Raw genomic sequence first — 15,538 nt, 5'->3', positions numbered from 1 at the left:
TGAAATTTCGAATTAATTCTACAAGAAATAAAAGTTTTTGCAAATAGTTTTGTCCAAAATTTTTACTGATGAACAAAACTACATTTTTAGGATTTTTCTTTTTCCTATTTATATTTTTAAATTCTTTTTCACAGACCTGTATTCCAAATTCACCTACAGATCCTGTAGAAGGAGAGTTTGGAGACAACGAATGGATTGCCTATGCTTATAATCACAGTAATTACGTTACTTCCAACTTTGATTTATCAAATTACAGAGGATATTATGTAGATTCAGGGTATGGTAACAGTGGGATAAATTTTGATTCCTCCAATTCATGGGGACAAAATTCTAATCCTGGTACATCTTCAAATTACCAAGGTTGTTCAGTTACTAATGATTTTCACAATGTTAGATACATGCGGAAAGGGTTTCCAGAGGGAAATTATGTCATTGATGTAGCTTCGCAAGCTGGAGGGGATGGCCATGACGATGCCGCTGTCTTATTAATAGATGGGGTTGAGGTTTGGAACAATACAGGATGTTGTGCTCCTCGCTTGAATGTTTGGACTGGGGCCTTAGACGCTGATTCTGAAATAGAATTCATTTGGTCTGAAAGGACTGGTGCTTCCTATGGAAGATTAAGATTTACTGAGACAAACCCACCTTCTGGAGGGGAAGGAGATTTTGGAGATAACGAGTGGCTAGTTTCTGCTTACAATGGCACAAACTTTAATACTTATGCGGGAATTTATTCACAAACTGGATTGGATTTTGATAGTAGAGATTTATGGCCTGCAAATGGATCGCCTTCTCAAGCGCCAAATTATAGTGGTGGTTCTGTTGCTGGCAATAATCACTCTTATACATATAAAAGGAGAGGTTTCCCTTGTGGTATTTACCAATTAAATATTCCTGCTCATGACGATGATGTAGTTCTAATTATAGATGGTGAACAAGTCTTTTCTTCAGCATATGTTGGTGGAAATAGGATTAATGATGTTTGGCAGGGATACTTAGGTCCAAATTCAGAAATTGAATATAGTATTGTTGAATTTGGAGGACAATCTTACGGTAGTTTAGAGTTTATAGATATAGCAGGTCCCAATCAATTTATTTGGACAGGTGATGTAAATTCATCGGTAACAAATACGGATAACTGGTGCGGAGGAGTTTTACCATTGAATAACGGAACCTCAGATATATATATTCCTGAGAACGTACCTAATTTCCCAATTTCTAATTTGAACTCTTCTATCAATGACATTCTTATTGAAAGCGGAGCTGCTTTGACCCTGAATTCAGATTTACAATTGAGTGGTAACCTTATTAACGATGGAACCTTAAACGGAGCAAACGGTTCTTTGGATTTCATAGGTCCAAATAACCACAGTATTTCAGGAAACGGATTTGAGATAGAAAATCTTTCTATGGATAATGATGTTACCTTTAGTTTGAATCTTGGCGAAGTCATTAGTCTTTCAGATATATTGACCGTCGATGGCGGCACACTAAATACGAATGATCGCCTTAGTTTAACGTGCGACTTCACTTCAGGCAAGGCTGCTCAGGTTGCCCCTGTACTAGGAGCCATTGTAGGCGAGGTTACTACAGAGCAATGCTTTCCAGCCAGGCGAGCCTTTAGGTTTATTTCTTCTTCAGTGACCGGAGCTACTATTAGAGATAACTGGCAGGAAGGACAAAATAATATAGGACTCAATTTTCCAACAGATAACCAAAATTCTAATCCAGGCTTTGGAACTCATATAACAGGATCAACGTCTGGAGCTAATGGCTTTGATGCCACAGGAAGTGGTAATCCTTCCATGTTTACCTTTAGTAATAATACACCAAGGGGATGGAATGCAGTTGCTTCAACAAATCAAGCTCTAGAGGCTGGCACTCCATACCGATTATTTATAAGAGGGGATAGAGGTATAAATGTTACTAGCAACTCTTCACTTCCAACTGATACTAAATTAAGAGCTACTGGTGCATTATTAACGGGGACAACTACTCAGAGCATATTATCAAATGTGGCTGATGTGGCTAGTTTTATCGCTAATCCTTATCAAGCTCAGGTTGATATGAACTCGGTTATTCAAGCTTCTAATAATATATCTAATTTACAATATTACGTCTGGGACCCTACATTAGGTGGAGAGCCAACAGTGGGCCAAGAAGGGGGGAGAGGAGCTTATGTGACTGTTGATCCTTTAAACGGTTCTAATAGCTTTACACCATCGGACGGGAACAAGGGCTCAAATGCCAATCAATACCTGCAACCTATGCAGGCTGCTTTTGTGATAACACAAGCTGACGGACCGGCCTCTGTAACTTTTGAAGAATCAATGAAGGCTGTAGAACAAGTGCAAACTGATGTTAAGTCTTTATCGGAATCAGAATATATCAACATCCAGTTGTTTGATGCTGCATCATTTGCAGAAGGCAATACACCATCTGACGGTTTGAAAATCAAGTTTGATAAATCATACAGTATAACAACTGAAGATGATTCTCCAAAACTTAGTAATCTGGATGAGAACCTGGCCAGAATAGAAGGCAATATATATTCAGCTATTGAGAGACGCCCATTTCCAGAGTCTGAAGAGAAGTTGGAACTGTTCATCAATCAGTATAGAAGAGAAGCGTATGTGATGAAATTTGACCTGACCGATAACTTAAACACCAAAGTTTATATTGAAGATAAGTATTTGGAGGAGGTCACTGAAATCACTTCATCATCGAACACCTATGCCTTCACAGTAGATGAGTCAATTCCAGAATCTAAGGCTTCAGATCGATTTGCTCTAGTCTTTGAACCTGTGAGTTTATCTACACCAGAGGAGACTATAACAAGCTTAAGTCTTTATCCTAACCCAACTCAAGGTAACTTTAGCATCTCGGGCAGAGACTTGGAGCAAGGAGCAGAGCTAGAGATCTACAACATGATAGGTCAGCAGGTGTATAAAAGTAGCTTAACCGGTCAGTCTACCATAGAGGTGACAGATTTTAATGCTACTACAGGCATCTTCCTGGTAAAATTAAAAACCAATCAAGGCGAGAAAACCTTCAAACTGATAAAAGAATAAGGATATGAAACTTCACACTACACACTATATAACACTAGCTATTGTTGTACTTCTACTTTTGGCAACAACAAGTGGATACGCACAGGGAATGGGAGATATAGGCTTCCCGGATGATGTAGACGATGAGCCAGTGGCTCCTATCAACGGACTTATTGCTTTAGGCTTAGCTGTTGGCGGATACTTAGGAATTAGGAAAGTAAAAAAATAAAGCAGTAAAATTAGTTTAAAAGCTTTTAGAGCCATCTTTAACTTAGATGGCTTTTTTTATTTTTCAGAATGTTATGTCAATATTAATTATTTATGCTTGTGTAATATCGAACTAATTCTACAAGAGTTTAAGAAATGTAAAACTAGATTTGTATTAAATCTATCTATTATGAACAAGATTACATTCTTATCACTTATACTTACTCTTTTCTTATTTGGCTTTGCTCAAGGTCAAGTAACGCAAGTATTTACAGATTATGAGGGCTTTTGGCAATCTAGTAATACATCAATAAACCCTATTAAACCAGAAAACTCTCATAATGTTCTTGGATTTAGATTTAATTCAGCAAACTATTCTACAGGAGTAAATGATGCCCGTCTTGATCAGAACGGTATCACTTATACACCTGCAAACTTTCGAGCTCTCCCATTTAACTCTTTGCCTACAAGTGGTGGTGGATCTTATTTCATTGCATTAGGTCAATTGTTTGATGGGATCAATAATGGAACAAATAACAGTGCAACAGAGCCTTTTATGGCTAACATGAGTGGTCAAGGTTTGACTCAGTTTCTTACGAATGGCGATAAAGGTTTAAACTTAGCTTCTGGTTTTTCAAATATACCAACAACAAGTGATTTCGAATTTAGATTGAGTACCAATGGAATTAATCCAGTCGCTATAGGGGATGGCGTTCCAGATATTTTGGTTTCACAAATTGCTCAGCCCACTTCAACAGCAGATATAGCTCGTCTAGTAGATGCCTCTGGAAATACAGTAGGAAATCAAGTAAGCTTTAATCTTGACAGCTCGGCATCACCTAAAATTGGAGAATGGCAAATCGATTTTTATAGGTTAAACAGTACAGCAGGAATCACTAATACACAAAGGGATATTCGTTTTAGAGCTTTTGATGTTTCAGATTTTGGAATTACAGCAGCCAATGTAGGGGATGTCGTTGCAATTAGATACACATTTAGCGGAGATTCAGATCCAGCTTTTATAGCTTATAATGAAGAATCCTTAGCAGTTGCTAGAGAAATAGATGTTGTAAGCCAGCCTTTAGAGTCCGATTGTGATGGTACTATGAGTCAGGACTTTGTGGTACAAATTCGAGATTTTAGTGGTGCTCCGGTTGAGCAGGCAGGATTTGCAATCACAGCCTCTATTGAAACAGGTCCTGGAGAATTGCTTGGAACTGTAACCAGAATCACAAACACTTCTGGTCAAGCTACGTTTGATGATTTGGTTTTCGAAATTGGTGATTTTCATTCCATCCGTTTTGAAAACACGAGTATGGAGCCAGGTATAAGTAGTGTCGTAAATCTAGATGGGAGTTGTACAGATTCTGAATGGAATGGTTCATTTTCAAGCGAGTGGAATAATGCCTCCAACTGGACGCCAACTGTCATACCTAATGCTAATTTCAATGTATTAATTCCTTCTGGTGCTCCCAATTATCCAGTTTTACAAGCAAATGCAGGTGCTAAGAATTTAGTGATGGAAGATGATACGAGTATTAATCTTAATGGTAATATTTTTGCAATTTCGGGAGATATCACTTTAGGAACAAATTCAACTGTCACTGGAAGCGCTCCTGGATCCAATCTTTATTTTTCAGGAACTGACCCCCAAACAATACCTAATAATTTTATTGATGGGGACCTTGATATTTTAACCATAGAAAACGTTCAAGGTGTCACAAACGGAAGTGCTTCTGAAATTGTTTTGAAATCAATACTAAATGTTATAACAGGGGATTTTACTACCAATGACCAACTGATTTTGGCTTGCCAATTTAATCCTGTTCGTAAGACGGCTCAAGTAGCTCCTGTAGGAGGATCTATCACAGGGAATGTAACAGTGGAGCAGTGTTTTCCAGCCAATAGGGCTTTTAGACTGGTTACTTCTTCAGTGACAACAAGTAGCTCGTCTATAAGACAAAACTGGCAAGAAGGTGCTCTTGCTTTTGACGATACTACAGTAGAAAGTGGGTACGGTACACATATTACAGGTGTTGGAGTACTACCAGGAAATCAAAATGCAACTATAGATCAAGATGGTGATGATGGTTTTGATTACAGCCCATCTGGCAATCCATCTATGTTTACTTTCGATAATATCGGAAGATCTTGGACACCAATACCTTCAACAATGGGAGACTTAACAGCTGGAAATCCATACCGATTGATGATCAGGGGAGACAGATTTATAGATATTACTGATAATGAAACACCACCAACTGATACTAAACTTAGGACTAATGGTGAACTCTACACGGGAACTCTAAATGTCTCGTCAATAAATCCAAATAGCGGATTCTTTAGTTTTGTTGGTAACCCTTACCATGCGCAAGTCGACATGGAAGCAGTTTTAAATGCTTCCACAAACCTAAGACCTTCTGTGGTTTACGTCTGGGATCCAACTGTAAATGTAAGGGGATCTTATGTTACTGTTGCAAGGTCAGCTGGAAACTGGTCAAATAACAATGGAGGTTCCGATGCAACTAGATATCTTCAACCCATGCAAGCTGTTTTTGTAGAAACCAGTAATTTAGGAACAGCACCATCGGTTAACTTTTCAGAATCTCACAAAGCAGTATCCCAGGATCAAACAACTGTGTTTTCCGAAAATGAACAAGAATTTTTGCAAATTGATATGTACTCACAAGAGTCTTTCGTTAACAAAGAGTATACTTTAGATGGTTTGAAACTATTATTTAATGAAAATTTCGAAGAAGGTGTTCAAGACGATTTCTTAAAATTAGCTAATCTCGATGAAAATATAGCGCGAATCAATGAAGGATCTTACGTTTCTTTAGAACAGAGACCTTATCCGAAAAGTGAGGAATTACTTCCACTATTTTTTGTTGACTATAAACACACCAATTACGTTTTAGAGTTTAAAATGACAGAAGGTTTAAAAAACTTCAAAATCTATGTAGAAGATAATTATCTGGATACTTTGAAAGAAATAACACCATCAGATGATACTTTCAACTTCACAGTAGATGAGTCAATTCCAGAATCTAAGGCTTCAGATCGATTTGCTCTAGTCTTTGAACCTGTGAGTTTATCTACACCAGAGGAGACTATAACAAGCTTAAGTCTTTATCCTAACCCAACTCAAGGCAACTTTAGCATCTCGGGCAGAGACTTGGAGCAAGGAACAGAGCTAGAGATCTACAACATGATAGGTCAGCAGGTGTATAAGAAAAGCTTAACCGGTCAGTCTACCATAGAGGTGACAGATTTCAATGCTACTACAGGCATCTACCTGGTAAAATTAAAAACCAATCAAGGCGAGAAAACCTTCAAACTGATAAAAGAATAAGGATATGAAACTTCACACTACACACTATATAACACTAGCTATTGTTGTACTTCTACTTTTGGTAACAACAAGTGGATACGCACAGGGAATGGGAGATATAGGCTTCCCAGATGATGTAGACGATGAGCCAGTGGCTCCTATCAACGGACTTATTGCTTTAGGCTTAGCCGTTGGTGGATATCTGGGGATTAGAAAAGTAAAAAAGTAGACAAATTCTACATAGTTTTTAAGTTTAAAAACCACTCAAAGCCTGAGTGGTTTTTTTGTACAAATTGTTCTACAAGTTTTCTATGTTAGGGTCAATATGTGTTAAATATCATCAAATACGCAACCTATCTTTCTGATTTCGAATTAATTCTACACGATAAGCTGAGCTTACCTTATAATTTTACTGAAATATAAAATTTTGAGTAAATTTATTTTTATTAGTCTGTTCTTTACTCTTTTTACAAGACCAGTCGGTTATTCTCAGTCTGAATTGAATACCTCTAAAGAGGATGTTAAGTCAGTATTCATCTTTGAAGGCAACTGGAGTAACCCCAATAACTGGGAGGACGGTCATTTACCTTCCTCATCATCAAAAGTGATTATTGAAGCTAATGCTGTTCTGCATAATTCTGTAATTATTAATGAGCTTGAAATAGATGACGACATTTCTCTCACATTAGAAACATTATCAAGTCTATCTGTCATTAAGAATATTGATAATGAAGGAGAAATTAAAGGCGATGGTGAACTTATATTAACGGGCTCTTTTGCACAATTTATCGAAGGGGAGGGTAGTTTCAATAATATCCGCATAAAAAATAATTCTACAGTTCACGTTAATGACGAAATATATGTTTACGGAAATCTTTTCGTTGACACAGGTAATTTAGTTACTAAGAATAACCTCTATCTCAAATGTGATTTTGAAACCCAGCGTACAGCTCAAGTTGCTAAAGTACAGGGCCAGATAAGCGGGAAAGTTAAAACGGAACAATGCTATCCGGCAAGAAGGGCTAATAGGTTAATAAGCTCTTCCGTAAATACAACTTCTTCCATAAGAAAAAACTGGCAGGAGAATGCAGACAGTTATAACGATGATAGTGTTGTAGATGGTTACGGTACACACATCACGGGTATAAATCCAGGGAATGGTCCAGCTCATTTGGACCAGGACGGAGAACATGGCTTTGATTTTAATCCCTCAGGAAACCCATCCATGTTTCAATTTGATAATCAATCCGGTGAATTTAATCCAATAAGGAATACAGATCAAAACAAGTTGGAATCTGGCACTCCATACATGCTTCTTGTGCGTGGAGATAGAACAGTGAATATTTATTCCAATTCTGCAACTCCAACACCAACTCGACTCAGGGCCTATGGTGAATTGCTTACAGGAAATTATAGTACAAATAATTTATCTCATTCAAGAGATGGGTTTAGCCTGATTGGAAATCCATACCATGCTCAGGTTGATATGAATTCAGTATTAGCCAGGTCTAAAAATTTGAGAACCGACGTTTACTATGTGTGGGACCCTAAACTAGGGGGTATACAAAACCTTAATCAGGAAGGGGGCAGAGGCGCATTTGTAGTTGTAGAACTTCCCACTGGAACCAACTCTTCCAACTCGGAGGCCAACCAATACTTACAGCCTATGCAGGCAGCTTTTGTTCAGACTTTAGAGGATAATACTGCTACTGAACTCAATTTTTCTGAAGACGACAAAGTTGTAGAAGAAGTCCAAACTGAAATTCTTTCACAAACTGATGAGCACTTTCTGGATATTCAATTGTTTAACCAGGAGTCCTTTGATTTGCAAAGTACACCATCAGATGGTTTGAGGATAAATTTCGGTAAAAACTATTCTGAATCTATTGGAGATGATATTTTGAAACTTCCGAATGTGGATGAAAATTTTACAAGGGTAAAAGATGAAACACTGCTGGCTTTAGAACGCAAACCCTTACCAGAAGATGAAGAAATTTTGCCTTTATATATCGATCAATACCGAAGAGCAAATTACGTTTTGAATTTTGAGACTTCAGATGCGTTTCCAAGTCAGATATTCTTAGTAGACCATTATTTAGAAACTGAAAGCTTGGTGACAGAATCTTCTTCGACTTATAATTTTAGCATAGATCAGTCCATTGCAGAATCATCAGATGAAAATCGATTTTCACTAAAATTAATCCCTAGGAATCTATCTACGGCGAATCCTCAATTGCAGCAAATTAGTTTATACCCCAATCCAACCAAAGGCGTCTTTAGTATAAATGGCTTAGAAAGATTTACTAATCCAGAAGTAATTATCTATAATTTAATGGGGCAGCGGGTTTATTCTCAAAAGTCAAGTAATGCCTCAGCAATTCAAATTAATAATTTCACAGCTAGTGCAGGAGTTTATTTAGTGAAACTTACTTCAGATCAAGGTGAACGGGTTTTTAAGCTTGTGAAGCAAGGTTGATTATATTTAAAAAAAGAGACCATTTCAAAGCTGAAATGGTCTCTTTCAATAAATTTAGAAAATCAGGTTTTTATTCTTCCATTACCCTAACGTTATTCTCTCTGTCTACGTCAGCCATTAAACCAGAAGGGTCTATTTCAATTTTGTCTACTGCATATTGAGTTGTTGGGATTTCCAATTCGTAGGTAGGATAAGCCCAGGCCCAATCGTCTACAACTTTTCCTGCATCAGGTTTTTGCCATCTCATAAGTCTAAAAGGAACATAGAAAGTTTCAGAACTTCCCCCTTTATAATCTATTTTAACCTCCAACGGCATAGGGATAAGTCCAATACGTTCCAGTGTGACAATTGTTTTGCCTTCTGTAACGTTCACGTCTTTAATACCATAATCAACCGTATTCGTAGTTCTCGTCCAGTCGTTAAGGTACCAGCTCAATTCTGCACCGCTTACTTTTTCAGCAACACGTATAAAGTCATTTGGCGTTGGATGTTTAAATTTCCAATCATCAAAGTATCTATTCAAAGTCTTCTTTAAGTTGTCTTCACCAATCAAATACCCCAATTGTCCTAAAAACACTGCTCCTTTAGAATAAGCAGAAATCCCATAGGCTTGGTTGAATTCATATCGGTCTGCATGAGTAGACTGTGGTTGCTCATAGCCAGAATTTGCTAAACTTACGTAACCTCTGTAAGTTCCTTCTAATGGATTCTCTTTGTTTTGATCCATAACTTCATTCATCGCAAGCGAAGAGATGTAGGTTGTAAAACCTTCATCCATCCACTCGTGTTGGGCTTCATCTGTAGCCAGGATATGTTGAAACCAGGCGTGGGCCATTTCGTGAGCAGTCACACCTACCAAACTTCCAAACTCTCTTTCACCAGTAATCAAAGTACACATGGCGTATTCCATGCCACCGTCACCGCCCTGGATGACAGAATATTGATCGTAAGGATAAGCTCCTATGTGTTCATTGAAAAAATCTAAAAGGTCCGAAGTTTTAGACTGTAAATTTTTCCAGTTCTCCTTAATTTCTTCATTGTCTTTATATAAAAAATGAAGCACAGTTCCGTCAGTTCCTGTTACCTTATCGTGAATGTATTCTTTATCCGCAGCCCAGGTAAAGTCATGTACATTTGGTGCTTTGAAATGCCAGGTTAATTTCTTGCCTTTTCTTTTCACCTTTGTGCCTTCAGCTTCATATCCGTAACCAACTTCATTTGGGTTTTGAATATACCCTGTTCCGCCTAATATGAAATCTTTATTGATTTTTATCTTCACATCAAAATCTCCCCAAACACCGTGGAATTCTCTGGCGATATATGGATCTGCATGCCATCCTTCAAAGTCATATTCAGCCATTTTAGGGTACCACTGAGTCATTGAGAGCTCAACCCCTTCAGCATTATTTCTTCCTGATCTTCTAATTTGAACTGGTACTTGACCTTCAAACTCCATCTCAAAAGTTGTAGACTCACCAGGCAAAACAGGTTGATTTAATTCAACTTCCAGGACGGTTCCTACCAGTTTGTGATTCAATTTTTTTCCATCCTGCTTTAGCGATTTGGCTCTCATGTAGCCTATTTCGTCGTCGTTAAGTTTAGAAATACGATCTTTCACTCTGCCGTCTGGATCTTGAATGGTTCTAGACCTGATGTCCATTTCACTATTAGGTTGAAATGCATTAAAATACATATGGTAAAAAACCCTTTGCAATGTATCTGGAGAATTGTTGGTGTAAACAAGTTGTTGTTCACCATCATATTGATAGTTCTTGTCGTCAAAATCAACTTCCATTTTGTAGTCGACGTGTTGTTGCCAATAACTGGTATTGTTTTGACTAAAAATTGCTGTAAAAGCAAATAATAAAGTAAAGGTAAATGTGGTTTTGAGCATCTCTTATTTGGTTTTTGAAGCTAAAATAATAGCATTATACATATTGACCATTTTTCCTGAAACTGAAATTTCATTAAATGGTTTTGTTTCATTCGGATCTCCCCCAAGTATGACTTCTTGTTCTGTGCTTAATCCAGAATCCATAAGGATTTGTTTGACTTGCGCAGCACTTAATTTTGGATATAGGGATCTTATCATAGCGGCGACACCTGCAACATTAGGAGCTGCCATAGAAGTACCCTGCAGAAATTCATAAGTATCTAAAGGTGTCGTGGCATAAATTGAAGACCCTGGAGCGAATACATCAACACTATTCTTTCCATAATTTGAAAATCCAGAAACCAGGTTTCCTCCATACTCAGATGTAATTGAACCTACATTGATAAAATTATCTACAAAATCTGTTGGATCCTCAGGAGTCTCATCATTGGGGTAAACCCTTTTTTCGTCTAGATTTAATCCCTCATTTCCAGCAGCATTCACAATCAATACGTCATTTTCTGAAGCGTACTCAATTGCTTCCATGACCCACTCCGGATGTGTAGAAAAGTACTTTCCAAAAGAGGTATTAATAATACTCGCACCGTTGTCTACTGCATACCGAATGCCTAAAGCAATATCCTTATCGTACTCATCTCCATCGGGCACTGCTCTTATAGGCATGATGAGTACATTTTCCGCGACACCTTTGATGCCTTTTTCATTTTTTCGATTTGCTGCAATAATTCCAGCTACGTGAGTGCCATGCTTTGCATCTTTCCGGTCTTCATTTGGACCGCTAACTTTGTTGTTACCATAGATTTTTGTTGAAAAATCATCTGCATCATCACCAAGATTTTTTTGCCTGGCATTGAGGTCCAGATTGAAATGGTATTTGGATCTATTGCCAAAGTACTCCATCGCTTCTGCCAGCTGATCCTGAATATTTTGGAGATCTTCATCAATATTGTTCATTACATTGAGCAATAACATTTTTTGATTTAATGAAGTGTCGTCTTCAGGTTTATAAGCAGTTACATTATCAATTGTCAGTTTATCAACCTCAAGCTCATTTTTGAGTGTCTCTTCTGCTTCCTGCAATTGGTTGTTCATGGTGACATACCTGTTTAAACTTTTTTGAGTATCACCTACTTCTTTGTCAAATTCAGCTTTAGCTGCTCTGTATAGTTTAAAATCTTTAAGTCTGTCCTCAGGAATATCTGTTGCATTTTTGCCTTCAAATTCCTCCTGATAATCTCTGACAATTCTCGTGTATTCTAAATTTTCTTCAACGACATCTCCCAAAAAATTCCATCCATGGATATCGTCTACAAAACCATTGTTATCGTCATCTTTGCCGTTGTCTGGGATTTCATCAATATTGGTCCAGATAACGCCTTCCAGGTCTTCATGTTCAATATCAATTCCGCTATCCAACACAGCTACAATCACTGTTTTTCCTTCGTAATCTTTAATAAGTTCCTGGTAAGCTCTATCCACACTCATTCCTGGAATAGTATCCTTTAAAAGATCTTTACTTCCCCAAATCTCCAGCTCCTCATCTGTAAGTTTTACCTTTTTTTCATTTGTATCCTGAAGATTTGGAATGGGTTCTGAATTGATTTTCGGGCCACTTGCGCAGCCTATTAAAAGGCCAGTAGCTAAAAGGCTTAGACCTCCTGCTTTAAAAAATGTATTGTTCATAGTTGTGTTTGAATTTAATTGGTAAAAAGTTCATTGAAGGTAAATTTAGAATCTAGTCTAGCTCCTTTTTCTGTGTCCTTCAGGTTGATAATTTCATTGTGAGCATCGTGCTCGAGGAATATGTAATAGTTGTTTTTAACAGCCTCTTCCAGGAAAAGTTTTTTCTCATCTAAAGTTTTTAAAGGTCTGGTGTCAAATCCCATGACGTAGGGTAGTGGAACATGACCGGCGGTAGGCAGCAAGTCTGCTGCAAAGACTAGTTTTTTGTCCTTGTACTCTATAATAGGAATCATTTGCTTGTCTGTATGACCATCAACAAAAAGCACTTCGAAACCTAAATCCTTGTAGAGATGTCTATTTTCTGTCCTATTTAGAAAATGAAGCTGACCGGATTCCTGCATAGGCAACAGATTCTCTTTAAGGAATGAAGCTTTTTCTCTGTCATTTGGCTTGGTGGCCCACTCCCAGTGCTCCTGGTTGGTCCAGAATTTAGCATTTTTGAAAGCAGGCTCGTAACCTGTTTTATCTTTGTTCCATTGAATACTTCCTCCGCAGTGATCAAAATGGAGATGCGTCATAAAAACATCGGTAACATCATCTCTATGGAATCCATGCTGCTTAAGTGATTTATCGATTGAATGATCTCCCCACCTGTGGTAATGGCTAAAAAATTTTTCGCTTTGCTTATCTCCCAGGCCAGTATCTATTAGAATAAGTTGTTTTCCATTTTCGATAAGTAAACTAGTGGCAGCAATATCGATCATATTGTTATTATCTGCAGGGTTGGTGCGCTGCCATAATGATTTGGGAACAACACCAAACATGGCACCACCGTCTAGTTTAAAATGGCCAGTTTCTATGGGATATAAAGTCATAAGGTATATTTTAGAGCAAAATACTAAAAGAGTCTTAACTTTGAAATTCGAGTCTCTCGGATTATGCTATTTTTAACGACTCAAATTTAACGTTTATGATTGAACTAGCAGGAATTATTATACTTGGGATTTTGGCTCAGTGGTTTGCATGGCGATTCAAAATTCCTGCGATTTTACCGTTGATACTTATAGGGCTTTTGGTTGGACCAATTGCTTCACTTTATACCGAAGATGGTTCTAAACTAATAGAACCAATATGGAATGGCGAATCTGGTTTATTTCCAGGTGAAAGTTTGTTTTATTTTGTTTCACTGGCTATTGGTATCATTCTGTTTGAAGGTGGACTCACGCTTAGACGAGGTGAAATCTTAAATGTCGGCCCTGTCATTGTGAAGCTAATCACAGTAGCTGTGATAATTACTTTCGTTGGAGCTGGTATGGCAGCACACTGGATTTTAGGACTAAGCTGGCAGATTTCACTACTCTTTTCCGGACTTATTATTGTCACAGGTCCAACAGTAATCACTCCTATCTTGAGAAATATTCCTCTTAAGAAAGATGTATCCACCATTTTGAAATGGGAGGGAATTTTGATTGATCCTATTGGTGCTTTAGTAGCTGTATTGGTATTTGAATTTATTTCTGCAGGAGGAGGTGAAGCCTTTACGACTACTGCTTTGGTAGAATTTGGTAAAATTGTTTTATTTGGATTTACCTTCGGGTTTACCTTTGCCAAGGCACTGGCGTTTTCTATCAAATCTAAAATCATTCCTCACTATCTGTTGAATGTGTTTACGTTGGCTACAGTTCTGGGAGTTTTTGTGTTAGCAGATCACTTTGCGCACGAAAGTGGACTTCTTGCAGTTGTCGTTATGGGAATTATTATGGGAAATACTAATTTACCTAATCTAAAGGAATTACTGTACTTTAAGGAGTCACTAAGTATTCTGCTCATTTCCATCTTGTTTATTCTATTGGCGGCCAATATCAATTTTGAAAACCTGATGATGGTTTTCAATTGGAATACCCTAATTTTATTTGCAGTGGTGGTTTTCGTAGTGAGACCACTTGGAGTTTTCATGAGCAGTTACAAATCTACGCTGCAAACCAACGAAAAACTATTTATCAGTTGGGTAGGACCTAGAGGTATCGTAGCTGCTGGTGTAGCTTCTCTTTTTGGACTAAAACTGGTCGATCAAGAGGTCACAAATGCTGAACTGATTACACCTTTGGTTTTTGTGATTGTTTTAGGGACAGTTCTTTTAAATGCTACTACAGCAAGACCCTTTGCCAAATTGGTTGGGGTATTTTAAAAGATTCTCAAGGCATCTTAATTGTAGGTTCATCATCTTTTTCAAGGATAATTGCCAAATATTTGAAGGATAATGAGAGGCATGTTGTGATAGTCGATAATAATAAAAGTAATATCGATAAGGCAAAAGAGATGGGTATTGAAGCTATCAATGCCAATATATATTCTGATGATTTGATTGATAATGTAGAATTGAGTGATGTAGGATACTTGATGGCCTTAACAGGAAACACAGCTGTAAATAAGAAGGCTATTGAAAACTTTTCCAAGCAATTTGGTGAGCAGGGGACTTACCGCGTGATTTCTTCAGAAGAAATGGAAGATCCTGAAAACAATCCAGACCATGGTTTATTCTCTCAAACTGATGATTACATCAAACTGGTCAACCTTACCAGAAAATATCCTGAAATTCATGAGATTGACTTGAATTCTAATGAGCATTTCCAAGGTCTTATTGAAATAAGTAAAGTCGAGCCTGAAATAATACCATTATTCATTAAAACTCCAGCCGGCAGATTGCAAATTTTACCAAATGATTCAAAATCAGTTGAGGTTGAATCTAATTCTAAGCTGGTTTATTTAGGTAAGTCTTTCAAAAAAGAACCTTCTACAATGGTTTTGGAAGAACAGTCCATCAAAGAAGATTCTGGTAAGGCCTCCAAGAATGAGGAAGAGAGTAAATCAGAAAGTGAGTCTTAAATCTGGAGGAT

8 protein-coding genes and 1 pseudogene are annotated in these 15,538 nt (G+C 37.6%); 6 read left to right on the top strand and 3 right to left on the bottom strand.

The window, feature by feature from the left end:
- The first annotated feature begins 68 nt into the window (after positions 1-68).
- The 5 genes from LB454_RS06250 (at position 69) to LB454_RS06230 (ending at position 9,064) form a co-directional block, all read left to right on the top strand.
- Positions 69-3,071: a T9SS type A sorting domain-containing protein gene (locus LB454_RS06250; RefSeq protein WP_224463751.1), complete on the top strand. Its 3,003-nt coding sequence runs from the start codon at positions 69-71 to the stop codon at positions 3,069-3,071.
- Between the two features lie 4 nt (positions 3,072-3,075).
- A complete protein-coding gene (locus LB454_RS06245; protein ID WP_224463750.1) occupies positions 3,076-3,279 on the top strand; it encodes a hypothetical protein in 204 nt (67 codons plus the stop codon).
- Positions 3,280-3,447: 168 nt separating this feature from the next.
- A complete protein-coding gene (locus tag LB454_RS06240; protein WP_224463749.1) occupies positions 3,448-6,609 on the top strand; it encodes a T9SS type A sorting domain-containing protein in 3,162 nt (1,053 codons plus the stop codon).
- Positions 6,610-6,613: 4 nt separating this feature from the next.
- Entirely contained in the window at positions 6,614-6,817 is a 204-nt protein-coding gene (locus LB454_RS06235; protein ID WP_224463748.1) for a hypothetical protein, read from the top strand.
- Positions 6,818-7,015: 198 nt separating this feature from the next.
- Entirely contained in the window at positions 7,016-9,064 is a 2,049-nt protein-coding gene (locus LB454_RS06230) for a T9SS type A sorting domain-containing protein (protein WP_224463747.1), read from the top strand.
- Positions 9,065-9,134: 70 nt separating this feature from the next.
- On the opposite strand, the gene LB454_RS06225 is transcribed toward LB454_RS06230, so the two are convergent.
- The 3 genes from LB454_RS06225 to LB454_RS06215 are packed head-to-tail and all read right to left on the bottom strand — an operon-like array spanning position 9,135 to position 13,516.
- Complete coding sequence (locus tag LB454_RS06225) at positions 9,135-10,958, bottom strand: M1 family metallopeptidase (RefSeq protein ID WP_224463746.1); 1,824 nt, start codon at positions 10,956-10,958, stop codon at positions 9,135-9,137.
- A 3-nt stretch (positions 10,959-10,961) separates the two neighbouring features.
- Positions 10,962-12,641 carry a S8 family peptidase gene (locus LB454_RS06220; protein ID WP_224463745.1) on the bottom strand — a complete coding sequence of 560 codons (1,680 nt, stop codon included), beginning with the start codon at positions 12,639-12,641 and terminating at the stop codon, positions 10,962-10,964.
- Positions 12,642-12,655: 14 nt separating this feature from the next.
- Positions 12,656-13,516, bottom strand: a complete 861-nt coding sequence (locus LB454_RS06215) for an MBL fold metallo-hydrolase (RefSeq protein ID WP_224463744.1) — start codon at positions 13,514-13,516, stop codon at positions 12,656-12,658.
- A 95-nt stretch (positions 13,517-13,611) separates the two neighbouring features.
- Between LB454_RS06215 and LB454_RS14130 the strand changes: the two are divergent.
- Positions 13,612-15,527, top strand: a pseudogene (locus LB454_RS14130) (cation:proton antiporter).
- Positions 15,528-15,538 lie beyond the last annotated feature (11 nt).

The sequence above is a fragment of the Psychroflexus montanilacus genome (assembly GCF_020164535.1).
In the GTDB taxonomy this organism is placed as follows: domain Bacteria; phylum Bacteroidota; class Bacteroidia; order Flavobacteriales; family Flavobacteriaceae; genus Psychroflexus; species Psychroflexus montanilacus.
The sequence above is the reverse complement of the archived record's forward strand: the minus strand, read 5'-3'. Positions and strand labels throughout refer to the sequence as shown.